This is a genomic window from Streptomyces sp. NPDC058758 (assembly GCF_042746075.1).
In the GTDB taxonomy this organism is placed as follows: Bacteria; Actinomycetota; Actinomycetes; order Streptomycetales; family Streptomycetaceae; genus Streptomyces.
In genome coordinates, this window is sequence record NZ_JBHYPS010000007.1 from 219024 (window position 1) to 242468 (window position 23445).

23 protein-coding genes and 1 pseudogene are annotated in these 23445 nt (G+C 75.0%); 13 read left to right on the top strand and 11 right to left on the bottom strand.

The features are described from left to right. Positions 1-40: 40 nt before the first annotated feature. Positions 41-949: a LysR family transcriptional regulator gene (locus ACFW6A_RS12270; RefSeq protein ID WP_386485669.1), complete on the bottom strand. Its 909-nt coding sequence runs from the start codon at positions 947-949 to the stop codon at positions 41-43. Positions 950-1025: 76 nt separating this feature from the next. Here ACFW6A_RS12270 and ACFW6A_RS12275 point away from each other — a divergent pair, with 76 nt between their 5' ends. Further along, positions 1026-1967 (top strand): DMT family transporter, encoded by a 942-nt coding sequence (locus tag ACFW6A_RS12275; RefSeq protein WP_351842565.1) that lies wholly within the window; start codon positions 1026-1028, stop codon positions 1965-1967. A 195-nt stretch (positions 1968-2162) separates the two neighbouring features. Here ACFW6A_RS12275 and ACFW6A_RS12280 read toward each other — a convergent pair whose 3' ends face one another. Then, positions 2163-2636 (bottom strand): hypothetical protein, encoded by a 474-nt coding sequence (locus ACFW6A_RS12280; RefSeq protein ID WP_386640286.1) that lies wholly within the window; start codon positions 2634-2636, stop codon positions 2163-2165. 236 nt (positions 2637-2872) lie between these two features. Between ACFW6A_RS12280 and ACFW6A_RS12285 the strand changes: the two genes are divergently transcribed. Both ACFW6A_RS12285 and ACFW6A_RS12290 read left to right on the top strand, forming a co-directional pair. Then, positions 2873-3322: a hypothetical protein gene (locus ACFW6A_RS12285; protein ID WP_351842561.1), complete on the top strand. Its 450-nt coding sequence runs from the start codon at positions 2873-2875 to the stop codon at positions 3320-3322. Further along, positions 3319-3819, top strand: coding sequence for a hypothetical protein (locus ACFW6A_RS12290; protein WP_351842559.1), 501 nt, complete (start codon positions 3319-3321; stop codon positions 3817-3819). Before ACFW6A_RS12285 ends, ACFW6A_RS12290 begins: the two co-directional genes overlap by 4 nt. An 84-nt stretch (positions 3820-3903) precedes the next feature. Here the strand turns inward: ACFW6A_RS12290 and ACFW6A_RS12295 are convergent, their stop codons facing one another. Beyond that, the gene (locus tag ACFW6A_RS12295; protein WP_351842557.1) at positions 3904-4956 is read right to left on the bottom strand and encodes a TetR/AcrR family transcriptional regulator C-terminal domain-containing protein; all 1053 of its coding nucleotides are present in this window, start codon (positions 4954-4956) and stop codon (positions 3904-3906) included. Positions 4957-5148: 192 nt separating this feature from the next. Between ACFW6A_RS12295 and ACFW6A_RS12300 the strand changes: the two genes are divergently transcribed. Then, positions 5149-6387: an FAD-dependent monooxygenase gene (locus ACFW6A_RS12300; RefSeq protein ID WP_386640290.1), complete on the top strand. Its 1239-nt coding sequence runs from the start codon at positions 5149-5151 to the stop codon at positions 6385-6387. 19 nt (positions 6388-6406) lie between these two features. Here ACFW6A_RS12300 and ACFW6A_RS12305 read toward each other — a convergent pair whose 3' ends face one another. The 5 genes and pseudogenes from ACFW6A_RS12305 to ACFW6A_RS12325 form a co-directional block, all read right to left on the bottom strand. After that, a complete protein-coding gene (locus ACFW6A_RS12305; protein WP_386640293.1) occupies positions 6407-7447 on the bottom strand; it encodes a vWA domain-containing protein in 1041 nt (346 codons plus the stop codon). Between the two features lie 184 nt (positions 7448-7631). Then, positions 7632-7979 (bottom strand): hypothetical protein, encoded by a 348-nt coding sequence (locus tag ACFW6A_RS12310; protein WP_386640296.1) that lies wholly within the window; start codon positions 7977-7979, stop codon positions 7632-7634. 305 nt (positions 7980-8284) lie between these two features. Further along, a pseudogene (locus ACFW6A_RS12315) lies at positions 8285-8826 on the bottom strand (threonine--tRNA ligase); the annotation flags it as partial. A 4-nt stretch (positions 8827-8830) separates the two neighbouring features. Continuing rightward, the gene (locus tag ACFW6A_RS12320; RefSeq protein WP_351842549.1) at positions 8831-9652 is read right to left on the bottom strand and encodes a hypothetical protein; all 822 of its coding nucleotides are present in this window, start codon (positions 9650-9652) and stop codon (positions 8831-8833) included. Between the two features lie 502 nt (positions 9653-10154). Continuing rightward, entirely contained in the window at positions 10155-10703 is a 549-nt protein-coding gene (locus ACFW6A_RS12325; RefSeq protein WP_351842547.1) for a GNAT family N-acetyltransferase, read from the bottom strand. Positions 10704-10792: 89 nt separating this feature from the next. Between ACFW6A_RS12325 and ACFW6A_RS12330 the strand changes: the two genes are divergently transcribed. After that, the gene (locus ACFW6A_RS12330; protein WP_386640300.1) at positions 10793-12388 is read left to right on the top strand and encodes a serine/threonine-protein kinase; all 1596 of its coding nucleotides are present in this window, start codon (positions 10793-10795) and stop codon (positions 12386-12388) included. 103 nt (positions 12389-12491) lie between these two features. Here the strand turns inward: ACFW6A_RS12330 and ACFW6A_RS12335 are convergent, their stop codons facing one another. Further along, positions 12492-13412: a hypothetical protein gene (locus ACFW6A_RS12335; protein ID WP_386640303.1), complete on the bottom strand. Its 921-nt coding sequence runs from the start codon at positions 13410-13412 to the stop codon at positions 12492-12494. A 58-nt stretch (positions 13413-13470) separates the two neighbouring features. Further along, positions 13471-14901, bottom strand: a complete 1431-nt coding sequence (locus tag ACFW6A_RS12340; protein ID WP_386640306.1) for a polysaccharide lyase 6 family protein — start codon at positions 14899-14901, stop codon at positions 13471-13473. Positions 14902-15420: 519 nt separating this feature from the next. On the opposite strand from ACFW6A_RS12340, the gene ACFW6A_RS12345 reads away from it, so the two are divergent. From ACFW6A_RS12345 to ACFW6A_RS12380, 8 genes are all read left to right on the top strand, one after another. Continuing rightward, on the top strand, positions 15421-15714 hold the full coding sequence (locus ACFW6A_RS12345; RefSeq protein ID WP_386640309.1) for a hypothetical protein: 294 nt from the start codon (positions 15421-15423) through the stop codon (positions 15712-15714). Between the two features lie 531 nt (positions 15715-16245). After that, positions 16246-17076, top strand: a complete 831-nt coding sequence (locus ACFW6A_RS12350; RefSeq protein ID WP_351842537.1) for an isocitrate lyase/phosphoenolpyruvate mutase family protein — start codon at positions 16246-16248, stop codon at positions 17074-17076. A gap of 214 nt (positions 17077-17290) precedes the next feature. Next, positions 17291-17836, top strand: a complete 546-nt coding sequence (locus tag ACFW6A_RS12355) for a GNAT family N-acetyltransferase (protein ID WP_351842535.1) — start codon at positions 17291-17293, stop codon at positions 17834-17836. 96 nt (positions 17837-17932) lie between these two features. Beyond that, a complete protein-coding gene (locus ACFW6A_RS12360) occupies positions 17933-18568 on the top strand; it encodes a hypothetical protein (RefSeq protein ID WP_386484363.1) in 636 nt (211 codons plus the stop codon). Between the two features lie 101 nt (positions 18569-18669). Next, on the top strand, positions 18670-19176 hold the full coding sequence (locus ACFW6A_RS12365; protein WP_351842533.1) for a DinB family protein: 507 nt from the start codon (positions 18670-18672) through the stop codon (positions 19174-19176). A 224-nt stretch (positions 19177-19400) separates the two neighbouring features. Continuing rightward, on the top strand, positions 19401-20261 hold the full coding sequence (locus tag ACFW6A_RS12370; RefSeq protein ID WP_386640313.1) for a CPBP family intramembrane glutamic endopeptidase: 861 nt from the start codon (positions 19401-19403) through the stop codon (positions 20259-20261). A gap of 136 nt (positions 20262-20397) precedes the next feature. Beyond that, positions 20398-20790, top strand: coding sequence for a hypothetical protein (locus tag ACFW6A_RS12375; protein WP_386484367.1), 393 nt, complete (start codon positions 20398-20400; stop codon positions 20788-20790). A 147-nt stretch (positions 20791-20937) separates the two neighbouring features. Further along, on the top strand, positions 20938-22413 hold the full coding sequence (locus ACFW6A_RS12380; protein ID WP_386640316.1) for a chlorohydrolase family protein: 1476 nt from the start codon (positions 20938-20940) through the stop codon (positions 22411-22413). 7 nt (positions 22414-22420) lie between these two features. On the opposite strand, the gene ACFW6A_RS12385 is transcribed toward ACFW6A_RS12380, so the two are convergent. Then, a complete protein-coding gene (locus tag ACFW6A_RS12385; protein ID WP_386640319.1) occupies positions 22421-23401 on the bottom strand; it encodes a DUF2804 domain-containing protein in 981 nt (326 codons plus the stop codon). Positions 23402-23445: the final 44 nt, after the last annotated feature.

The following is a 23445-nucleotide window of genomic DNA, read 5'->3' on the forward strand; positions in this document are numbered from 1 at the left end:
GCGAGACGCGGCTCCGCCGCCGGCGACCCGGGGCGTCGTTTCAGCCGCTCGTCGTGGGGAGACGGTCGAGGACGTTCCGGATCGCGGGGTGCCGTGCGGTTCCCGAGCGGTACAGGGCGTGGACGCCGCGGTGCACGGGGGCGCGCAGGGGGTGGACGCTGAGGTCCGGGCCGTGGGGCGGCAGGGCCATGCGCGGGATGAGGGCGACGCCCGCGCCGCGGGCGGCCAGGGCGGACAGCACGGCGAAGTCGCCGGCCACGGCCGTGGCCGTGGGGGCGAAGCCGGCGGCGCCGCACGCGCGCTGGGCCATCTCGTGGCAGGCCGTACGGGTGTCGGGGAGCAGCCACGGGTCGTGGGCGAAGTCGCGGAGGTCCGCCGGGTCGTCCGGGGCGAGGTGGTGGGCGGCGGCGACGGCCGGGTGCATGACGAGGTGGACGGGTTCCTCGAAGAGGGTGCGTTGTTCGCAGCCGGGGGGCAGGGGGCGGGGGAGCAGGCTGTAGGAGTGGGTGAGGGCGATGTCGGCCTGGCGCTGCAGGAGTGCGGCTTCGGCCGCGGGGGGTTCGTGTTCGGTGAGGTGCAGGACGGGGTCCCGGGGGTCCGGTGCGGTGCCGGGCTCCGGCCACAGGCGGGGGACGAGGATGCGGGCGGCGGAGGGGAACGCCGCGATGCGGACGGTGCCGTGACCGCCTCCGCGGAGGACCGCCAGGTCCGACTCCGCCGCGGCGAGGTCACCGAGGACGACGTGGGCGTGGTCGACGAGGCGCTGTCCGGCGGCGGTGAGGTGGAGGGTCCGTCCTCGCTTCTCCAGGAGCTGCAGGCCCGCCTCCCGCTCCAGCGCGGCTAGCTGCTGGGAGACGGCCGGGCCGGTGAGGTGGAGGGCCCGGGAGGTCGCCGCGACGGTTCCCCGGGCGGCGAACTCGGCCAGGACACGGAGACGGCGAACATCCAACAAGGAAGATCCTCTTTATGTTTACGGAAGAAAAGGCAAATGGACCTAACCGATCCTAACGGGCAGGGTCGATCGGGTGAAGTTCGACAAGACCCTGCTCGCCCTGGCCGCCACCGTGCTGCTGTGGGCCTCCGCATTCCCCGCGATCCGTGTGTCCCTGGAGGGTTTCGGCCCGGCGCAGTTGTCCCTCCTGCGTCTCGCCGTGGCTTCCGCCGCTCTGGCGGCCGTCGCCCCGGTGCTGGGAGTGAGACGCCCCGCCCGTGCGGACCTCTGGCGCATCGCCGTGACCGGCGCGGCCGGGATGAGCGCCTACCAGCTCCTCCTGAACTGGGGCGAGGTCCGTGTGCCCGCCGGCACCGCCGGCCTGATCGTGGCCGCCGTCCCCGCGATGAGCGCCCTGCTGGCCGTGCGCTTCGCCGGGGAGCGGCTCACCCGGGCCAAGGCCGGAGGGTCGCTGATCGCGCTCGGCGGCGCGGCGCTCATCGCGCTGTCCGGCAAGGAGAGCGGGTACACCGGGGCGGCCTGGGCCGTCCTCGGCGCGGCCCTCAGCCAGGCCCTCTACCACCTCACGATCAAGCCCCTGCTCCTGCGCCACACGGGTCTGGAGGTCGCCGCCTACGCCACCTGGGCCGGAACGGCCCTGCTCGTCCCGCTCGCCCCCAGTACGGTCCGGGCCCTTCTCGACGCCCCGGCCGGGCCGACCGCCGCCGCCGTCTACCTGGGCCTCCTGCCCTCGGCCGCGGGCTTCGTCGCGTGGGGGTACGCCATGGCCCGGCTCAGCGTCACCACCGCCACCGCGGCCCTCTACCTCGTTCCCGTCGCCACGCTGGTCATCTCCTACGTCTGGCTCGGTGAGCACCCCCGGACGACGGCGGTCGCGGGAGGACTCGCCATCGTCGCCGGACTCCTCCTCCTCAACCGGAGCCCCCGTGAGACCACGGCCGGGCCTCCTGCTGCCCTCCGGCCTCCCGGCACGCCGGGGCCGAAGCGGAGGACCGTCGACGGACCGCGGGGGTGAGTGCCGTCCGCCCGGCCGAGCGGGGAGCGAGGACCCTCTCCCGGATCCCGCCGGCGGCCCGCTGCCGCGAGCCGGGTCGGCCGGAGGCGGCCCGCGTCCTCGGCACCCCGCGACAGGAGTTCCTGCCCCGCTGGCGGCGGGCGGAGCGGCGGGATCGGTGGCCCCGCCGGAACACGGTCGAAGCGCCGCCGTCTCTCAGGAGCCCGGCCCCGGCGGCGCGGGCGGCGCGGGCGGCGCGGGCGGAGGCGGCGGTGGCACGGCCGGCCTCGGCGGGATCCGGGGGCGGGGCGGCCGCGCCGGTGGTGGCGGGGGAGGGGACGGGGGCAGGCCGCCGGTGCGCGGGCGGGTGGCGCGTGCCGGCGGGGCGGCCGGCGGCGGGGGGAGCGGGGGCGGCGGCGGTGGGGTCTCCAGGGGCGGGAGGAGCGGGCCGTCGGCGCGGAGGCGGGCGACGGTCAGTTCGCGGCGGCGGCGCGCGTCCGGAGCCTCGTCGCGGGCGAAGACGAGCCGGACGCTGTACCAGCCGCCGTTCTCCACGGCGAGCAGGCGGTAGCCGAGCGCGTGCCCGATCGCTTCGGCCCGCTGCCCCGTGGCCGCCGTGTAGCGGCGGGTGAACGTCAGGGCGACGCGGCTGCCGCCGTCGAACCGGCGGCGCATCTCGTCGTCGTCCACTCCGCCCGTGCCCCTCTCCGCAAGAGTCGGCCGGACCCGCCCCCGTGCCCCGCCTCCCGGAGATCCTCGCACGTGCGTCCGTCCTCCGGGCCGCCGGCCCGTGTGCGGACGGCCGGGTTCTGCCCGGGGCCTGCGGGTCCGTCCACGGGTCGCCGGGTTCCGACCGGGCCCTGCGGGCACCGGTCCCCGGTGCGGGGCGGCCCCGGCCGTCGGTGGTGGCTGGCAGGATCACCGGCATGACGCCGCTGCTTCTCTCCGACATCGAACGGGCCGTCCGCGACAGCTGGAGCGCCGAGACGTGCACGCCCGAGTTCCGGTCCCGCTGGACCCGGGACAACCCGGCCCGTGACCAGTGCGGGGTGACCGCCATGGTGGTCAACGACCTGCTGGGCGGCGAACTGCTCCGCGGCGAGGTGCACGTCGACGGCGTGCGGGTGGACTACCACTGGTGGAACCGGCTGGGGGAGGGCGTCGAGATCGACCTCACCCGCGAGCAGTTCGGCCCCGAGGAGACCGTCACCGCCGGCACAGTGATCCCCCGCCCGCCGTTCGCCGAGTGGCGCAGGCTCCACGAGGAGTACGTACTCCTGCGCGAGCGCGTCCTGCGGCGGCTCGGCGTGTCCCCGGTCTCCCCGGGGGCCGGCGAGCCCCTCGGCACCCGGCCGTCCTGCGGCGGCGCGGAGTGACGTCCGACGGGGCGGTCCTGGCGGGCCTGCGCGCGTGCGCGGCCGAACTGGCCACGCCGGTGCGCGTGTACGTGGCGGCCGGGCGGTTCACCGAGCCGGACCCCGATCTGCCGGAGCTGGCCGCCCGGATCGGCCTCCTGCTGGCCGAGATGGCGGCGGACGAGGCGTGGCGGCGCTTCGCCCCCGGGTACGTACCGCCGCCCGTCCCGGAACTCTGCGCCGCGCTGGAACCGCTGGAGCCGCACGAGGCCGCCCCGTTCCTGGCCCGGCTCGCGGCCGTCGATCTGTACTGGCCGACGCACCGGCACCTCCCCGCCGAGGTCGCGGACCGCGCGGCGGGCCGGGCGGTCTCGCTCCTCGGCCCGGACGGCAGTTGGTGGACCAACCACGACGCCTCGTGCGGCGCCGTGAACGGCGTCTCCCCGTTCGTCGACAGCGTCGTCGCGGGGACCGACGGCGAGCACTACGTCGTGGCCCTCCAGGTCGCCCCCGACTGACGCGCCGCAGCGGCGGACCCACGCGGACCCACAGGGCCCGGTCTCCGGACCGGACCCGGGAGTTCAGCCGGCGGATCCGGGGGTTCAGCCGACGGATCCGGCGGTTCCGCCGGTTCGGCCGCCGGACGGGGAGTTCCCGTCGAGGAGCACCGCGAGGCCGTCGAGCAGGCGCTGGAGCCCGAACTCGAAGAGGCCGTCGAGGTCCAGGTCGTACCCGGTCCCGGTGAGCCGCGCGAGCCCGGGGTACCGGCCGGTTTCCAGGGTCGCGCGGAACGCGGACTCCTGCGTGTCCATCCATTCCTCGCTGTCGAGACCGCTCTGCGCCTCCGCCTCCCGCTCCGTCTCCAGGTTCTGGGCGAGGCCGCGGATGTAGTTGAGCAGCGTGAGGTGCGCGGTGAAGGCCGACTGGTCGTCGAGCCCGCGGGAGTGCAGGGCCTCCAGGACCCACTCGCTGTACGCCAGCGCCGAGGTGATCAGCTGCGGCCGGGTCAGCGACAGGGCGGGCGCCAGCCAGGGGTGGCTCCGGAACAGGCCCCACAGCTGCCGGGCCGCCAGTTCCATCGACTCCCGCCAGCCCGGCGGAGGTTCGGCGGGCAGGGGGCGCTCGGCGATGGCCGAGTCCATCATCCGGACCAGCAGGTCGTCCTTGTCGGTCACGTGCCGGTAGAGCGACATGGTCGCCACGCCGAGTTCGGCCGCCACCCGGCGCATGGAGACCGCCGTCAGGCCCTCCGCGTCGGCGACGACGACGGCGGCGTCCACGATCCGCGCGAGCGTGAGCCCCGTCGGGCCGCCGGCCGGCGCCCCGGACGGAGGGCCCGGCCGGGCGGGGGCGCCGGACCGGCCCGGCCGCGCCGCGCGGGCGGAAGGAGCGGGGGAGGGGGCGGCGTCAGGGGTGGAGGGGGCGGCCGTCGTCGCCGTCACGACCGTCCCGACGCCCGGGACGGCGTGGACCAGGCCCTCGCGGCGCAGCTCGGTCAGCACCTTGGTGGCGGTCGCCATGGCGACGCCCCACTGCCGGGTGATCTCCCGCGTCGAGGGCACGCGATCGCCCGGTGCCAGTTCCCCGGTCTCGATCCGCCGCCGCAGCTCGCCGACGATCCGGCTGTAGCGCGGTACCGCTTGTCCGCCGCCCACCGACACTCCTCCGCACTAGTGCACCTGGATGCGGTCCATCCTAGCGGCCGGCTGTGGAGGATCCCGTCCGTCGGCCCGTCATTCCCTCGCCACCCCCCCCCGCATGCACTAGTGCAGTGCACCTCAAAAGTGCTGACGGAAAGGGGAGTTCCATCTTGCGCACTATGTTGCGTACGGCGTACATTCGCTGTCATGACGAAGAACGAGATCCTCATCAGCGGCGCCGGCATCGCGGGAACGGCGCTGGCGTACTGGCTACGCAAGGCGGGCTTCGCGGTCACGGTCGTGGAGCGGGCGCCGGCCCCCCGCCCCGGCGGGCAGACGGTGGACCTGAGGGGCGCCGGCCGTACGGTCGTCGAGCGCATGGGCCTGATGGACCGGGCCAAGGCGGTCACCGTCGACCAGCGGGGCCTGGCCCTCGTCGACGGGAAGGGCAGGATCACCGCCCGGGTGCCCGCCGACAGCTTCGGCGGCGAGGGGATCGTCTCCGAGATCGAGATCCTCCGCGGCGACCTCGCGCACCTGCTCCACGAGGCGACCCTGCCGGACACCGAGTACCTCTTCGACGACACCGTCACCGGCATCGACCAGGACACGGACCCGGACGCCGTCACCGTCACCTTCGAGAAGGCGGCGCCGCGCCGCTTCGCCCTCGTCGTCGGGGCCGACGGGCCGCACTCCGTCGTCCGCTCGCTCGCCTTCGGACCGGAACGGGACTTCACCCACCCCCTCGGCCTCTACACGGCCTGGTTCACCGCCCACGACGACCTGGACCTCGACGGCTGGTACCTGATGCACAACGCGCCGGGCGGCCTGGTCGCCTCCGCGCGCCCCGGCCGCCTGCCCGGCGAGATCAAGGCCGGCTTCAGCTTCCGCTCCCCGCCGCTCGCCTACGACCGCCGCGACACCGAGGCCCAGAAGGAGATCGTCGCCCGGCGCTTCGCCGGAGTCGGCTGGGAGATCCCCCGCCTGCTGCGGGCGATGCGCACCGCCCCCGACTTCTTCTTCGACACCATGGCCCAGGTCCGCCTCGACGGCTGGTCGCGCGGCCGCGTGGCGCTGCTCGGCGACGCCGGCTACTGCGCCACCCCGCTGACCGGGCTCGGCACCAGCCTCGCCCTGGTCGGCGCGTACGTCCTCGCCGGTGAACTGGCCGCGGCGGAAGGCGCCCACGAGACCGCCTTCCGCCGCTACGACACGGTGATGCGCCCGTACGTGACCCAGGCACAGGAACTCCCGCCCGGCGGTGCCGCCGGCTTCGCCCCCACGGGCCGCCTCGGCATCCGGATGCGCGACCTCTCCATGCGCTCGATGACGCGCTGGCCGATGCGCGCCGTCCTCGCCGCGCAGTTCGCCAAGGCGGGTGACATCGCCCTGCCGGACTACCTCCTCGGCGCGCCCCGCCCGGCGGCGGCCCGGGCGGAACGCTGACCGGCGCGGGGGCAGGGCGTCAGTGCATCAGCAGCAGACGGGTCCTGGCCACCAGCTTCCGGTTGACGCTGGTGCTCTGCACGAAGATCGTGAAGTCGGCATTGTGGTCGGGCTTGACGCGCACCTCCTCGTCCGGAAGGCCGAGCAGCGCCCGGGCCTCGGGGCCGGTGTACACCCGGTCCGTCTTCCTCTCCAGCACCGCGATCCGCTTCCGGGCCTGGATCTTCTCGGACTTGCTCAGCTGGTAGTAGGCGCAGCCCGTCTTGTACGTGTGCCCGGACTGGGTGACCCACTCCCGGATCGCCGCGTCGCGCGCCACCGGGATCAGCTGGTACGCCGACGCGTCGACCGGGGTGAGGCCGGCCGCCTCGATGGTCTCCTTGTTGACCGCCTCCGCGCCCACGGAGAACACCGCACGCGACCCGCGGATGCCCTTGGTGCGGCCCACCATGAACTTCTCCGTGGCCTGCTGGATGACCTGCCCGGCCTCCTCCAGGCCCTGGGCGCTCGTCGCGTCCCAGATGGCGACGTTGTCCTTCGGGAAACCGCACTTCATGGCCTCGTGCTTGCCCGTCTGGTCCGGCACGAGGACGGCCAGGGTCCAGTTGTCGTCCTGCTGCTCGATCATCGTGGACACGGCCGCCACGAGCGTGGCGGGGTCCTTGCTGGGCGCGTCCGAGCAGCGGTGGCTGGCGTTCTCCTGCCCGTCCGTCAGCACGAACGTCAGGAAGCTGTGGTCGCCGTACAGCTGGGCGGTCTGCGCCAGCTCCCGCTGCGACTTCAGCGCGGCCGCCAGCAGCGCCGTCATCCCCCTGACCTTGTACATCTCCTTCAGGGACGGCATCCGCAGCACGTCCTTGTCGTAGATGACGCACTCCACCTCGTTCGCGAACACGTACACCGTGACCCGGGTCTCCTGGTCCAGCTCCCGCGACCGGCGCGCGAGGTACGCGATCTGCTGGTCGGCCACCTCGATGACCTTGTTCCGCAGGTGCGACATGGACGAACTGGCGTCCAGCACGAGCGCGACGTGGTTGATGTAGTTCTGCTTTCCGGACACGGCCAACTCCCCGTCTCTGCCGACTTGATGTTCCTACCGTCTCACCCGCCACTGACAATCGGACCTGCCCCGGAACCGCCCCCGCCGCTTCGGCCCGCCCGCCGCCGGCGCCGCCGCTCCGACCGGCGCACGTGGGTCCGGAGCACGTGGGTCCGGAGCACGTCGGCCGGCGCCCTCCGGCCGATCAGCCGTGGTCCAGCTGCCGCGCCAGCCACGCGCGGGACGCGCGCCCGCTGCGCAGCCGTACGACGTGGACGCCGAGCGCGGCCGTCTCGGCGACCTGGCGGGCGTAACGGGGGCGGTTGCGCCGGTACTTGCGGATCGCGGTGCGCAGCAGCGACCGGTGTCCGAAGAAGGCCCTGTTCCAGGTGAGACGGCGCGCCTGGGGGCTCCTGTCCAGGCCCGTCAGCTGCCGCAGGCTCCGGTACACGATCCTGCGCACGACCAGGGAGAGCGGGAGGTCGAGCCAGACCAGGACGTCGGCCCGGTGCCAGACCACGTCGGCGAGTTTCGAGTAGTTCCCCTCGACCACCCACGCGTCCCCCGCGTGACGCGCTCCGCCGCGGCGCGGAACGCGTCGAGGGGCAGCGGCTCGTCGCCGGCGAACAGGATCTCGTCCAGGTCGGTGTGCGGGAGCCCGAGGGAGGCGGACAGACTCCGCGCCATCGTCGACTTCCCGCTCGCCGGCGGCCCGAACAGCGCTACTTTCCGCACCCCTGATCCCTTCCCGCACCCGTACGTTCCCGAAAGACCCGGGTCCAGCCTCCCCTCCCCGGTCCCCACTACACGCGCGGGGGGCCGGTCGGGCACGGCCCACAGGCCGGTGCCACGGGCCGCCACCAGCGCGCCGAGGGTGCCGTGCGCGGGGCCCGCGACCTCGGCGCGCAGGCCCGGGGCGGTGCAGTGCCGGACGAGGTCGGCGGCGTGCGGCAGTTCGGCGTCGGAGACCGGGAGGACCGCCGGCTGGACGGGGGCCGGCCGGGCGGGGAAGGCGCCGCCGTGGCGCTCGACGAGAGGCGCGACGACCTGCACGTCGACCTTCGGATGCAGGACGCCGCCTCCCCCTCGCCCGCCTCGTACGGAAGGCCGGAGGCGTCGAGCACGTCGGTCGGCAGGGCGGTGGAGCGCCGCCACAGCTCCGGCGCGTCGACGTACTCGACCCCGGGGCCGGGCAGCGAGAGCCGGTACCTGCTCGGGACGATGCCCAGCGCCTCGTACGCCCTCCGAACCGTCCCCAGCGCCGCCCGCACCTCCCCGGCGACCTGCTCCAGGGTGCAGAAGACGTGCGCGTCGTCGAGCCGACCGGCCCGGACGCGGCCGCGCCCCCTTCCCGTACCGTCGCGGCGATGGTTCCGTCCGGTGCCGAGTGCCCTCCGGCGCGTCCTACTCGACGCCCTCGGCGGTGAAGTCGCCCTCGTCCGGGAACTCGCCCTCGCCGAACTCCTCGCCGCCCGGCATCATGGCGCCGGAGAACGCGCCCATGAGGTCCTCCGGCTTCAGCTCGGTGGCCGAGGCCGGGGCGGTCGGCTTGGTGCCGGCACTCAGCTTGAGGCCGAGGCCGAACTTCTTCACCTTCGCGTTCTCGGTGAGCTCGGCGAGGTCGACGTACACCTCGGTCAGCTCGCCGTTCTTGAGCGTGAAGTCGGCCGTGACCTTGCTGTCGGGGGCGTCCTTCAGGTCGGCGGCCGTCGGCAGCTCCATGCCCGGCGGCAGCTCCTTGGAGAGCGGACGGATCTCCCCGACGAGGTCCGTGATCAGGGTGCGGAACGGCGCGGTCGCCGAGATGCGCTCGGTGCCGTCCCCGCCACCGGCGGTCGTGAACTCGACGTCACGGGCGACGACTTCGCGCAGGGCCTCCAGCAGCTTCTTCTGGGTCCCGGCGTCCAGCGAGGGCTCCGGCGACGGCGCGCCGCCGGACTTCTCGCCCAGCTGCTCCTCGCCGGCCTTCTCCAGGGCCTTGTAGTCGAACTTGACCCACTCGCCCTCCAGCACCTTCTTGAAGGCGCCCGCCTCGGGCGGCAATTCGCCGGCGGGCGGCAGGGGGCTGCCCATCGCCTTGCCGAGCGACTCGGCGTCGGCGCGGACGTAGGCGTAGTCGCCTACGACCCGGTACTCCAGCAGGTCGCCGTCGGCGGTGCTGAACTTCATCGCCATCCCGACGAAGTCGTCCTCGCCGGACTCGTCGAACGGCTTCTTCGACTCCACCGCGACGGTGATCTTCGCGCCGCTGATCAGCTCGGCGGCCTCGTCCGGGATCTCCTCGCCGGGCTCCGGGTCCGACCCGGCGTCCAGCTCCTTGAGCGTCCGGGCGTCGACGTCCAGGTCCAGCTCGAAGGAGAGGGACTTCGCCTTCCCGAGCTTCTCGAAGGCCTGGTCCAGCTTCTTCCCGGCGGACAGCTGCTCGACCGTCCCGCAGGCGGCCGAACCCGCCAGGACGGCGCCGACGACGGCGGTGGCGGTGAGGGTCTTGCGTATGGCGCTGATGATGATCTCCTCGAGGGTCCGATCACGACGTGATCACCAAGGGAGACTCACGGCCCTCCCACAGGGTTGTACGGCCGACGCGATCTTCACGGCACGTCCGGGAACGGGCCCGGACGCTCCCCCTCCGGCCGCGTTCCCGTCGCCTTCCCGCCGCCCGGCGGCAACCTTCCCCCTTACCGCTCCGCGGGCCGGCTTCGCTCCCGCGAGGCCGGGGAGCCGCCGCTCAGCCGGCCGGCGGCACCGCCTCCCGCACGCCGAACCACTGCTCCGCGCCGTACTCCTCGAAGCGCTCCACCTCGGTGAAGCCCAGCTTCGCCGCGAGGCGCACGGCGCGGTCGTTGGCGGTCTGCGTGGAGAGCACCACGGGCTCGCCGGGCAGCGCGGCGGCGAACCAGCCGAGGACCGCCGCGCACGCCTCGGCGGCGTACCCGTGTCCCCAGGCGTCCGGCAGGAACAGGTAGCCGAGCTCGGCCTCCCCGCCCTCCGGGCGGACGTGACCGCGGCGGTCCGCGCCGCGACGGTCGAGCGTGACCATGCCGATCATCGCCCCGTCGCGTTCGACCACGAAGAGGCCGGGGCGCCGCCCGGGCACCTCGGGCATCGCCCGGTCGAGCTCGTCGCGCGGCCGTGCGCCCCCCACGTACGTCCCCACCTCCGGCGAGGAGAACAGCTCGACGAACGCCGCCCGGTCGGGGGCCGCGGACTCGCGCAGCACGAGCCGTTCGGTGCGTATCGGTACGGGCGGCCAGGAGCCAGGTCCGAGTTCGGTCATGACGTGCAACCTACCCCGGCGTCCGCCGGAACGGGCCGGGTCCGCGCCCGCCGGGCGCCCGCGGCGGCGGCCGCACTACAGTCGGCGGCGTGGACCCACTGAGACCGGGGCAGGACCCCGCCCGCATAGGCGACCACACCCTGCTCGGCCGTCTCGGGGCGGGCGGCATGGGCCAGGTCTACCTGGCGCGCACACCGGACGGCGGACGGGTCGCGCTGAAGGTGATCCGGGAGGAGATCACCGGGCACCCGGAGGCGCTGGCCCGCTTCCGCCGGGAGGTCGCGACGGTGCGCGCCGTCCGCAGTCCGCACACGGCCCGGCTGGTCGACGCGTCGCTGGACGAGGCGCCGTACTGGCTCGCGACCGAGTACGTCCCCGGCCCGACGCTCCGTCAGGCGATCGGCTTCCAGGGGCCTTTGGGCGCCGACGCGTGCCGGAGGCTGTTCGCGGAGCTGGCGCTGGCGCTGGCGGGCGTGCACGCCTGCGGGGTCACCCACCGGGACCTGAAACCGCAGAACGTCATCCTGGCCGCCGGAGGGCCCCGCCTCATCGACTTCGGGATCGCGCGCGGCGCGGACGACACGGCCCTCACCCGCACCGGCGCCGCGCCGGGAACGCCGGGCTTCACCGCCCCCGAGGTGCTGCTGCGCAACGAGACGTCCCCGGCCGCCGACGTCTTCGCGCTCGGCGCGACCATGGCCTACGCGGCGACGGGCCGGCCCCCCTTCGGCGACGGCCCCGCCGAAGCCGTCTCGTACCGCGCGGTGCACGAGGAGATCGACCTTCCGGAAACGGTGGACGGGGACGACGCGCTGGGGGCGCTGATCCGCGCCTGCGTGGCGAAGGACCCCCGGGACCGCCCCGGCACCGCGGAGGTGATCGCACGCTGCGCCGCGCCGGGCGGCGCGACCCTGCCGCCGACCCGCCCCGACCCCGACCCCGTCCCCGCCCCGCCCTCGGCCGCGCCCGCCTCCCCGGCACCGGCACCGGCACCGGCCCGGCGCACCGGCTGGGGCACCGTGGCACTGGTCCTGGCGCTGACCGGCGCCGTGGGCACGGCGGCGTGGCAGCAGGGCTGGGGGAGAGGGGACCCCGGCGCCGCCACGAACGGCCAGGAGAGCCGGGGGAGTCAGGGCGGACAAGGAGAGCGGGGCGGACAAGCAGAGCCGGGCGGGCGGGGCGGGCAGGGCTCCGCCCCGCAGGGAACCGGGAAACCGGGCCCGTCGCCCCGCCCCGACGGGGCCGCGTCCGCCTCGGACGTCCGCTGGGTCCTCTTGAAGGACCCGGAGCAGGCACGGCTCGGCGCCGGCGCGTGCGACCGGCCCCCGGAGGCGGGCCCGTCCGGCAGCACCTCCTCGACCTCGGTCACGTACACCTCGGGCGCGGCCTCGGCCGACATCGGCTTCGCCTTCGAGGGGGACCGGAGCCACCGTCTGGTGGTCGGCGTGAAGCCGCCCGGCACCAAGGGCTTCGGCCACACCTCCCGGCCGGTGCGGCCGGGCACGACCCGGAAGTCCCTCACGTACCCCCGGGACTTCCCCGGCGCCCCGCCCGTGACCTCGGAGGCCGGCGACTGGACGGTGGTCGTCTACGACGCGGAGGACGACGACAGGGCCGGGTGGAAGCGCTTCGGCTGCACGGGCTTCCGCGCCGGGCCGTCCTCCCCCTGGCCGTCCTCCCCTTGACCGTCTTCCTCCCGGACGCCCTCCCCCCGGACGCCCTGCCCCTCCGGACGCCTTCCTCCTGACCGCCCGCCACCGGGAGCGGGTACGGGGCCGGGCGGTCGCGTCAGTCCTGCGGGAACCCGGCTTCCCGGGCGAGGTCGTGCCAGCGGGCCTCCCCGCCGGGCAGCGGCCAGGACCAGGTCGGACGCTCCGTGGTGCGCAGCTCTTCGAGGCGGCGGGCCAGCCGGGGACCGGCGAGGGCGGTGCCGTCGGGGACGGTGGGGCCGTGGAGGGCGCGGAGCCGGGCGAAGCGGTCCAGCTCGTCCTCGTAGAAGGCCGCGGCGTCCTTCGTGAGGGCCGCCAGGTCGTCGCCCGGCAGGGCGCGGTGCAGCTCCAGCAGCGGGGGCTCGACGGACTCGGCGATCGCCGCGGCGAGCCGTGCGTGGCCGTCCAGGACGAGGTGGCAGTCCAGGCCGCTGACCCACCAGAGCAGCACCGGCGGGAGGACGCCCTCCCGCGCCTGCTTGCGGTACGCCTTCACCCGGCCGTCCCCGGGATCCGGCATCGGGCGCAGCGGAAGGACCTCCCAGGAGCCGGCGTGGTCGAACCAGTCGAGGTAACCGTCCGGGTGGCCCTCGACGAGCATCGACTCCCAGTACGCGGAGTGCGGGGTGGCCGGGTCCCGCCACCGCAGGAGCCGGCGGTCGGGGGTCAGCAGCCACCGGCCGTCGTGCAGGGGCCCGTCCTGAGCGTCGGCGAGGTGGCGCGCGAAGCGGTGCGCCCACCGCTCCGGGCTGCCGGCCAGGGCGCGGGCGGCGTCGGCGCGCAGGGGCGGGACGAAGGACCGGTACGCGTCGGTCCGCCGGAAGTCCACGCCGTCCAGGTGCGCGTCGACGACGGCGAAGAGCACCGGCCGGGAGAGCTGGGAGAGCAGCAGGCGCCGCCCCGCGCCGAAGACGCACAGCCCCGGCTGCCGGCGGTCCCGCACCTCCAGCTCCAGGCCCGTCCACGCGCCGTCGTCCGGAGGGAGGTCGCCGCTTCGCATGCGGTCAGCGTAGACGGCGCCCGCGGGGCGGTGGCGCGGGGTCGCCGCGCCACCGGGTTCAGGCCGCGTTCGGGCCGACGTCGGCCGTCGTCAGGGGGCGGCGGACCGGCGCGAGGGTGGAGTACTCGTCGGCGCCGACGTCGCGGACGGTGCCGCGCGCGTGCCCGTCGGCGTCCTCGGGGACGGACAGCGAGGTGAGGGTGGCGGCGCCGACGGCCGGGCTGCCGGCGGTGAGCCGGCTGATCCCGTCGGCGTCCTTGCGGAGCAGGGGGTCGACGCGGCGGAAGCCGCCGGCCGGGATGGTGCCGTTGGCGGCGGAGCCCCACAGGATGTTGCCCTGCCAGGTGAAGCCGCTGGTCGTGCCGAGGTCGACCAGGCTGCCGCCGGAGGCGACGAGGATGTTGTCGGCGACGACGACGTCGCGCGGCTCGTAGGTCCGGCTCTCGCCCGAGAGCGTCGCGGAGTTGCCGACGAGCGTGTTGTGCGCGATGACGGCCCGGTCGCAGGCGTCGTTGCCGCGCCGCTCCTCGGTCGTCTCGCCCTCGTGGTGGTCGCGGGTGGTGCCGCTGCCGATGACGATGCCCCGGGAGGTCGTGCCGGAGATGTGGTTGTTCACCACGAGGTGGTCGTTGCCGTACAGGCGCACGCCGTTCGCGCCGCCGAGGATGTGGTTGCCCTCCACGGTGGTGACGTTGCCGTGCCGCAGGACGATGCCGCCCTTGCTGTCGCGGAGCGTGTTGTAGCGGACGGTGTTGCCGGAGGACTTGACCGAGATCGCCTCGGGGTCGCCGTCGCAGCGCTCGAAGAGGTTGTACTCCACGAGGGCGTCGGCGACGGACAGGGCGCGGTGGCTGACCCCCAGCCGGATCGCCTCGCCGCCGTTGGCGCCGGTGTAGGAGTGGTCGGCGAAGTAGTTGCGGAAGATGTGGGTCCGCTGGGCCATGGCGGTGGTTCCCGGCCCGTCGACGACGAGGAAGATGCCCTGCGAGGTCCGGTGGTGGAAGTAGTTGCGGTCGATCTTCGCGTCGTCGCCGCGGACCGTCACCCAGTCCAGCCCGGCGCTGTCCGCGAGCTTGAAGTCGTTGCGGGTCAGCCGGATGCGGGAGCAGTCCGCCGGGATGACGAACGTCGTCGTCTGCCGGAAGGCGAAACCGCTGATCGTGATGTTGCCGGAGTTCGAGAGGACGAAACCGGCCGCTCCGTTCAGCACGGCGCCGCCGCGGCTGGCGGACACGATGGTGATCGGCGCGGCCGTGGTCCCCTGCTTGCCCGTGACGCGGATGCCGGCCGACGGGACGGTGTAGGAGCCGTCCGCGAGGACGATCCGGTCGCCGGGCACGGCCGCGTCGATCGCGCTCTGCAGCGCCGAGATGCTGCCGACGTTCACGGTCCCGGCCGCCACGGCCGTCCCCTGCGCCAGACCCGACAGGGGAACGGCCGCGGCGGCCGAGCCCAGCAGGGCCCCCTTGAAGAACGTACGTCGTCGCATGATGCCTCCTGGTGTGGTCCCCTCCACTCTCGACGCCGCCCCTGCCGTCTCACTGACGCCCCGCTAACGCGCTGACGCGCGGCCGGGCCGGACGGGTTCCGGGCCCAGGGGGCTGCCGCACGAAGATCGAAACTCTGCTCGAAGATCTGGTCGGCGCCGATCCGGCGCGGGCCGGGGCCGCCGCCGGGCGGCCGGTGGCCCGCGGCGGGCGCGTGGTGCCGGAGTTGCCGGCGGCGGCCGTCTCGGCACGGACGACGGCCGGGCTCAAGCCGTACCTGCGGGCCCTGGGGCTGATCGGCCCGCCCGCCTTCGACGCGCCTGTGGAGGCGGCGCGGCGCGAGGAGGTGACCGGATGGCTGCGGGGACGGCTGCTCACGGCCTTCGACGAGCGGTGCGCCGACCTGTACGCGGCCCTGGCGGCCGGACCCCGCCACGGCACGTCGGGCGACGGGTTCACGGGGCTCCTGCGGCCGGGCCCAGTTCTTCTTCCTGGACGACGCGGGCGGCTCCGACGTGTGGATGGCCGCCGAGAACGGCCGGGTGATCCGCCGGTTCGCCGCCGAGAGCGACCCCGAGCGGGAAGGGGACCCGCGGCCCTGGGAGACCCTCGCGGTCGACGACCCCGACTTCGACCCGGAGGACGACGAGGCCCCGGCCGGCGCGGTCACGGCCGGCGCCCGCTCCGCCTGCGCCCACCTGTCCGTCGACCCCGACGGGGTCGGCCCGGACACCGAGGTCCGTGGCCACGGCAGGCCGGCCCTCACCGCGTCCGGCGCCGGCCACGGGGCGCTCCCGGGGAGACTGCCCCTCTGACCGCGCCCCTGGCGGTGCGCCGCCCCTCCCCGGATCCGCCGTACGCGGACGCCCCGGATGCGCCGTACGCCGACGTCCCGCAGGCCGGCGCCGGTCGCACGGGTCCGTCCCGTACGCCGCCGATCGAGGCCGTCAACTCGCCCGGCGGCGCCTTCGGTTCGGCTTCGCCGAGGCGCGGCGCCGGGGTTCCGGGGGCTGCGGCGCCGGGGAGCAGGGCCGGGGCCGGCGTGCGGATCGCGCCGCTCGTACGGGCCGAGCGCGTCCAGGTCGTCGATCAGGGGCGGGGAGGGCGCCCCGGGCGGCGAGTCCGTGAGCGGTGGCGGCGGTGGACCCGGGCCGGACGGAGGGGGACGGGGAGGGCGAGAGCGGTGAGCGGACGGCCGGTGGTGGAGATCGTCGCGGGCACGGTGTTCCGCCGGCCCCGCGCTCGCCCCGCGAGAAAGGGGGAGGGGGAGGGGTCCGGGCGACCGGCCCACGTCGATGTCGGATTCCTGCCGGACGGGGCCGCCGCCCGCTGGTTGTCTGGGCGCCATGACCCGCACACACCACGCCTCGCTCTTCCGCTCCCTCCACACCCCCGCCCGCCCGCTCGCGCTCGCGAACGCCTGGGACGCCGCGAGCGCCCGGGTCGTGGAGGCCGCGGGCGCCCCCGCGATCGCCACGACCAGTGCCGGCGTCGCCTGGTCGCTCGGCGTCCCGGACGGGGACCGGATCGCCCGGGACCTGGCGCTGGAGGCCGTCGCCCGGATCGCGGGGGCGGTCACCGTCCCGGTGAGCGCCGACATCGAGGGGGGTCACGGGGAGAGTCCCGCCGAGGTGGCGGAGACCGTCGTCCGGGTCCTGGAGGCCGGCGCGGCGGGCGTCAACATCGAGGACGGCACCCGCCCGCCGGGCGTCCTCGCCGCCCGCCTGGAGGCGGTCCGCGCCGCCGCCGACCGGGCGGGCTCCGACCTCTTCGTCAACGCCCGCGTCGACACGTACCTGCTCGGGCTGGGCGACCCCGCCACCCGGCTGCGGGACACGCTGGACCGGGCCCGCCGCTACGTCGACGCCGGAGCGGACGGCGTCTTCGTCCCCGGCGTCACCGACCCCGGCCTCATCACGTCCCTGGCCGAGGGCCTGACGGTCCCCCTGAACGTCCTGGCGGGGCCCGGCACCGCGTCCGTGAAGGAGCTGGGCGCCCTCGGCGTCGCCCGCGTCAGCCTCGGCTCGGGCATCGCCCAGGCCGCCTTCTCCGCGGCCCGGCGCGCGGCCCGGGAGCTCTACGGCGCGGGCACGTACGACTCCCTCGGGGAGGACCTCGGCGCCCCCGGCTCCCTCGACTACGCGGAACTCGACGGCCTGTTCGGCCGGGACGGTTGAGGCCTCCCCGGTCCACGGTTCGCGGCCGCGCGACTTCGGGGGGCCTTCGGCCGTACGCGCGCGACGGCTGCGCGCGACGGCCGCACCTGCCGGTCGAGTCCGCCGACCGTGCCCGTCGGCCGCGCCCGCCGAACGAACCCGGTCGAAATGACCGTACGGTCTGACGATCATGTCGGTATGCTGCTTCGTCCCAGAGGCCAGGAAGGAACCTCGCATGAGCAGCGCCACCTCCCCGTTCCCCGCCCGGATCGAGCTGAAGGGCGAAGGCCTCGTCCTCCGCGACTGGACGGAGACGGACCTGGACGCGATGCCGGATCTGTTCGACGATCCCGAGGTCGCGTACTGGACCCCCCTCGCCTCGCCCTTCGACCGGGAGGCCGCCGCCACCCGGCTGGTACGGGACCGGAAGCTGCGGGCGGAGGGGACGACCATCCTGCTCGCCATCACCCTCGACGGCGGCGCGCCGCTGGGCGAGGTGATGCTGCGGCGCCTCCCCGACGGCGTGGAGCTCGGCTACGCCGTCGGCCCGGCCCACCGGGGCCAGGGCCTGGCCGCCCGCGCGGTGCGGGTCATGGCCGCGTACGCCTTCGAACAGCTCGGAGCGGAGCGGGCGGTCCTGGAACTGGAGGCCGAGAACGCCGCCAGCGTCGCCGTGGCCACCAAGGCGGGCTTCGCCCTGCTCGACGTCCCCCTCATCGAGGGGGAGGAGAAGGGCCGCCCCTTCCGCCTCCAGACGTGGGAGCTGTCGCGCCCCTCCTGAGGCGTGCCGGACGCCGACCGGGCGGCAGGAGCCCCCTGCCGTGACGGGACTTCGGCACGCCCCCTTCGGGGAGGGGCGGAAGAGAGGGAAGAGCACGTGAGCACCGACGGGCACGGGGACGGGCGCGGGGACGGTCACGGCGACGAGGACCGCCGCCGGTGGAACGCGGCGGCGCTGCGGCTGCTGGACGACACGTACACCTTCGCCGCGACCGGCCCCCGGCTCCACGACGACTGGGCGCACGACGTCCTCGCCGTGATGCACCGGTCGGTGGACGACCCCCGGGGCTGGCTCCGGCTGGACGGCGACCGCGCGAACGACGCCCGCGACACGTGGCCCGCGTACCCCTTCGACCCGCCCGCCGCGTCCGGACTCCGCGCCCGCCTCCACCCCCTGGCGGCGGACGCGGCGGCCGGGGCGCTCGCCGTGATGGCCGAGGAGTGGCAGGCGGAGCCCGCCCCCGTCCGGAGCCGCCCCGACCGCGACCGTGTCCTGGCGGACGCCCGTACCCTCCTCGGCCGGTACGGCCCCGGCGCGCGCCACTGGACCAACGCCGTCGCCGCCGCCGGGGCCGAGCCCCCGGACTTCGTCGCGGCGGGCCTCGCGGGCACCCGGTCCCACGCCTTCGCCACCGGCGCGTACGTCAACGGCCTGGACCTCTTCGACGACCTGGGCCTGATCGCGGTCGGCGCCCACGAGGTCGGCGTCTTCTGGTCCTTCGGCGCCTACTGACCCGCCCGTGCGGGCCCCCGCCCCGGTTCTCCGCGGCCCCGGCCCGGCGCCGCGGGAAAACGCGTCGACAGACGCCGTACCGATCGGGGAGGCTGCGGGCGATGACGAGAACCGACGACACACCGCCCGCGTGGGACGAACGCACCCAGCTCACCACCTTCCTCGACTACGCGCGGGACACCGCGCGCGCCAAGTGCGACGGCGTCTCCGAGGAGAACGCGCGCAAGGCGCTCCTCCCGGGCTCGCCGCTCATGACCATGAGCGGACTGGTCAACCACCTGCGCTGGGTGGAGTACTACTGGTTCCGGGTCGTGTTCCTGGGCGAGGAGGACCAGGGCCCCTGGACGGAGGAGGACCCCGACCGCGAGATGCGCGTCGCGGTCGACCTCCCGCTCCGCCGACTGCTCGACGAGTACGCCGGACACGCCGCCGCCCACCGCGAACTGGTCGCCGCGCACAGCCTGGACGCCCGGGCCGCGCGCCCCGTCCGCGACGGCCTCCACGTGGACCTGCGCTGGATCCTCCTGCACCTCACCGAGGAGACGGCCCGCCACAACGGCCACCTGGACATCCTCCGCGAGATGCTGGACGGCTCGACGGGCCGGTGACCCGGTCCCGTCACCTCCACCCGTTCCCGGTCGGACCGTTCCCGACGAGGTGTCACGGCACCGTGATCAACCATCCGGGAGCAGAAGAACGCAGGTGAACGTCCGATTGGCATGATGTGAGCCACATTGATCCTATTGAGGCTATTGGCGAGCTTCGATGCCTATTAAAGGCTTATGGGAATATGTGGTTGTCCGCTTGGCGAAGTAGCCCCCGCCTACGGGCGATGACCTCATTGCGCCCGAACGGAGCCGCCCCGTGCCCGAAGAAGAACCCCCCCTCCCTCCAGCGGCGGCTGACCTGGCCGTGGTTCCTGGTCGTCACCGTCGCCTACCTCGCGATCATCCAGGGCGCCGGCATCCTCGTCGGCGTCGACACCAGCGGCGCGAAGGGCGACTTCCCGACCACCGAGGCGGTCCTCCGCGACGGGCTGATCCCCGTCGCCCTCTCCGTCCTCTTCGGCGCGGCCGTGGTGACCCGGCTCGGCTGGTGGAGCGACGTCCTCCACTACCGCGCGCCGGTCCGCCGCTGGGTGTGGTGCGTGCCGATCTCGATGCTGGCCGCCGCCCTCCTCGCGGTGAACTACGGCAACCTCGCCGCCCAGCCCCTCTCCCTCGTGCTGAGCCTGCTCGCCATGACCCTGCTCGTCGGCATCGGCGAGGAGCTGATGTTCCGCGGCATCGGCGTCCAGGTCTTCAAGAAGGCCGGCCTCGGCGAGGGCAAGGTCGCCCTGTGGTCCTCCCTGATCTTCGGCGCCGCCCACCTGAGCAACGCCCTCAGCGACGGAGGCCAGGCCATCGGCCAGGCCGTCATCGTCTCCACCTCCGGCTTCTTCCTCTACCTCTGCCTGCGCGCCGGCGGCACCATCCTGCTGCCCATGCTCGTCCACGGCCTGTGGGACTTCGGCCTGCTCTCCTCCATGGCCGGCACCGACCCCGAGGGGTACCCGGGCATTGCCGTACCGATCCTGCTCCAGGTCGTCCTGATCGTCCTCCTGGTCGTCAGGCGCCGCTCGATCACCCCCGCGCCTCCGCACCACGCCGCCGCGCCCGGCGCCCCCTTGCCCGAGCCCGCTCCGGAACGCTGACCGGTCGAGGCGCCCCCCGCAAGCCCCGCCCTCGGCCCCGCGGCGGGATCTGCGGGCACGCTCCGGCCCCGCAGTCGTCGCTCGCGGATGCCGTGGAGCAGGGCGGGCCGGCCGGGCGGCCGGATACCGTGGCGGCATGATCGAACGCCTGCCCGCCGACGTGTCCGACGTGCTCGCCCTGGTCCTGGCCGGGGACGACCCGGTGCGCGTCGCGCTGCGGGCGCAGGTGCCGCACCTCCGGGTGACGGGGCGGTGCGGGTGCGGATGCGGGACCGCCTACTTCGGGCTCGACGCGGGCGAGGTGGAGCCGGCCCCGACACGGCCGGGCAGGGGCGTGGCGGCGGAGGCGCTCCTGTACACCGAGGACGGCGAGTGCCCGGGCGAGGTGCTGGTCTTCACCGACGACGGCTGCCTCTCGTGGCTGGAGGTCTGCTCGTGGAGCGACGACGTCGAGGTGGACCTCGCCGCCGCGCGCAGGTGGCTGCGGGCCGGACGCACCGCCCCTGACCCGTCCCCGCCTCGCCCCTGAGCCGTCCCTGAGCCCCCCCCCGCGAGCACACGTCCGGGATCGCCCGTGCCGCCCCGCCCGGTCCCGGGTGCGCCCCGGTCCCGGGGCGCGGCAGACCCGCCGGGCCCGCGCCCGCCCGTCACCACCACCGCACCATCGGAGCACCGCATGAAGACCCTCGTCACCGCGAGCCACGTGATCGGCTACGACCCCGAGGCCGACGACCACGTCCTGATCCGCGACGGACAGGTCGTCTACGAGGACACCCGGATCGTCCACGTGGGCCACGGCTACGACCCGGCCGCCTGCGACGAGGTCGTGGACGCGGGACTGGCGCTCGTGGGCCCCGGCTTCGTGGACCTGGACGCGCTCGCCGACATCGACCACGCCCTCCTCGACACCTGGCACGCGGACGACCGGGGACTCGCCTGGTCGGAGGAGTACGCCCTGAGCGGCCCGACGGCGGTCTTCGACGCCGAGGACCGGGCCTTCGTCCGCGACTACGCCCTCACCCAGCTCCTCCGCAACGGCATCACCACCGCCATGCCCATCGCCGCGGAGACGCACTCCGACTGGGCGGAGACCTACGACGACCTCGCCCGGGTGGCCGCCGGCGCGGCCCGCTTCGGCCTCCGCATGTACCTCGGGCCGAGCTACCGCAGCGGCGTCCCCGTCGTCACCGCCGACGGCACCACCACCTTCCACTGGCGGCCCGAACGGGGGGAGCGGGGCCTGGCGGACGCCATCCGCTTCGTCCGCGACTTCGACGGCGCCCACGACGGCCTCGTCCGCGGCGCCCTGCTGCCCTGCCGGATCGAGACCCTGACCCCCGACCTGATGCGGGCCACGGCGGCCGCGGCGGAGGAACTGGACTGCCTGGTACGGCTCCACTGCCTCCAGGGCACCGGCGAGCTGAGGCACCTGGCCGAACGCCACGGCACCACCCCGCTCGGCCTGCTCGAGGAGACGGGCCTGCTCGGCCGGCGCCTGCTGATCCCGCACGCGATCTACATCGGCGGCCACAGCGAGGTGGACGCCCCGTACGCCGGCGAACTCGACGCCCTGGCCACGGTCGCCGGCATCGTGCACTGCCCGCACACCATGGTCCGTTACGGCGCGGCCCTGGAGGACTTCGACCGCTACCGCGCGGCGGGGGTGAACATCGCGATGGGCACGGACTCCTTCCCGCCGGACATGATCCGCACCATGGACTACGGCACCAACCTGTCCAAGCTCACCACCGGCCGCCTGGAGGCGGGCGCGGCCGCCGACTACTACCGTGCCGCCACCCTCGGCGGAGCCAGGGCCCTCGGCCGCACCGACCTCGGCAGGCTCGCCCCCGGCGCCCTCGCGGACCTGGTCGTGGTCCGCCTCGACGGCCCCCGCACGGGCCCAGTGGACGACCCGGTCCGCACCCTGCTGATGAACGCCTCGGGCGCGGACGTCGACACCGTCGTCGTCAACGGCCGCACCGTCCTGCGGGCCGGAAGGATTCCCGGCCTCGACGAGACGGCCTGGCGCACCCGGGCCCAGGACGTCTTCGACCGGATGAAGCACGCCTACGCCGGCCGCGACTACCTCCACCGCACCACCGCCGACCTCTTCCCCGCCTCCTTCCCCACCCGCCCGGCCGCGACGGACTGAGCCGCGGTCACCAGCGGTTGCGCGCCTCCTCGGCCCAGCCCACCAGGCCGTCCAGGGCGACCTCCGCGCCGTCGTCGGCGAGGGCGCGGCCGGTGAACCGGCCGAAGCACTGGTGCGTCTCGTTCGCCACCAGGCCGAGTTCGGTGCGCGAGACCTTCTCGTGGAACGGGTGGAACCGCACGTCCACCCGTTCCCCGGCGATGTGCCACGGGCGCAGCCAGTCGGACCGGTCGTAGGTCCACCGCAGCTCCTCGCCGATCTTGTGCAGCCGGCCGTCGAGGACCAGGGCGTTCTCCGTGACGCCGGTCCCGTCGGTCCACTTCCCGCCCAGCTGGACGGCGCGCCCCGGGGCCGCCCCGGCCGCCCAGTTCCAGGTGACCGCGTACGGCCACTTGCCGCGGCCGTGGTCCAGTACGGCGAACGCCTCCGGGCCGCCGACCGCGTGCGTCACGCCGCGCAGCTCCAGCGTGCCGCGGACGGGGCGGCCCACGTCCTTGACCGTGTACTGGAACCGCCGGGCGCTCCACGGCACCACCACGCCGAGCGACTCGTGGCCGGGCGGGCGCGGCACCTCGACGTCCATCCGGACGCCGTCCGCCGCCGCGTGGATCGTGTCGCCGTCCGGGCCCTGCCGGATCCGGACCGCCAGCCCGGAGGCACGGACCGAGACCTCGCCCTCGCCGCTGCGCACGGGGAAGCGCACGCCCCGGGCCAGCGGGACCACGACGTCGGTGGTGGTCTCGCGGCCGGTCGCCCGCTCCAGCACGTAGAGGCCGTGCACGCCCGCGTAGTCCAGCGAGGAGACGACCAGGCCCACGATGTGGTCCGGGGTGACGAGACCCCAGTACTCCCAGCGCTTGGCCCGCCCCCAGCCGCGCAGGGCGGCGGAGTGCAGGGGGCGCCGGGTCCACCCGACGGCCGCCGGGTTCAACCGCCCGTCGGGCAGGCACAGGTCCACGGGGGAGGTCAGTTCCGGCTCGTGTGTCATCCGCGCAGGATAGTTCCGCCGGCCGGGCGGAGCCGCCCCGCCCA

What these genes read in the sequence shown, in the direction of transcription:
- ACFW6A_RS12285 (WP_351842561.1), top strand. Translation starts at nt 2,873, where the DNA reads ATGACGCCGCTGCTTCTCTCCGACATCGAACGGGCCGTCCGCGACAGC.
- ACFW6A_RS12300 (WP_386640290.1), top strand. Translation starts at nt 5,149, where the DNA reads ATGACGAAGAACGAGATCCTCATCAGCGGCGCCGGCATCGCGGGAACG.
- ACFW6A_RS12325 (WP_351842547.1), bottom strand. Translation starts at nt 10,703, where the DNA reads ATGACCGAACTCGGACCTGGCTCCTGGCCGCCCGTACCGATACGCACC.
- ACFW6A_RS12335 (WP_386640303.1), bottom strand. Translation starts at nt 13,412, where the DNA reads ATGCGAAGCGGCGACCTCCCTCCGGACGACGGCGCGTGGACGGGCCTG.
- ACFW6A_RS12340 (WP_386640306.1), bottom strand. Translation starts at nt 14,901, where the DNA reads ATGCGACGACGTACGTTCTTCAAGGGGGCCCTGCTGGGCTCGGCCGCC.
- ACFW6A_RS12345 (WP_386640309.1), top strand. Translation starts at nt 15,421, where the DNA reads ATGGCCGCCGAGAACGGCCGGGTGATCCGCCGGTTCGCCGCCGAGAGC.
- ACFW6A_RS12350 (WP_351842537.1), top strand. Translation starts at nt 16,246, where the DNA reads ATGACCCGCACACACCACGCCTCGCTCTTCCGCTCCCTCCACACCCCC.
- ACFW6A_RS12355 (WP_351842535.1), top strand. Translation starts at nt 17,291, where the DNA reads ATGAGCAGCGCCACCTCCCCGTTCCCCGCCCGGATCGAGCTGAAGGGC.
- ACFW6A_RS12365 (WP_351842533.1), top strand. Translation starts at nt 18,670, where the DNA reads ATGACGAGAACCGACGACACACCGCCCGCGTGGGACGAACGCACCCAG.
- ACFW6A_RS12370 (WP_386640313.1), top strand. Translation starts at nt 19,401, where the DNA reads ATGACCTCATTGCGCCCGAACGGAGCCGCCCCGTGCCCGAAGAAGAAC.
- ACFW6A_RS12375 (WP_386484367.1), top strand. Translation starts at nt 20,398, where the DNA reads ATGATCGAACGCCTGCCCGCCGACGTGTCCGACGTGCTCGCCCTGGTC.
- ACFW6A_RS12380 (WP_386640316.1), top strand. Translation starts at nt 20,938, where the DNA reads ATGAAGACCCTCGTCACCGCGAGCCACGTGATCGGCTACGACCCCGAG.
- ACFW6A_RS12385 (WP_386640319.1), bottom strand. Translation starts at nt 23,401, where the DNA reads ATGACACACGAGCCGGAACTGACCTCCCCCGTGGACCTGTGCCTGCCC.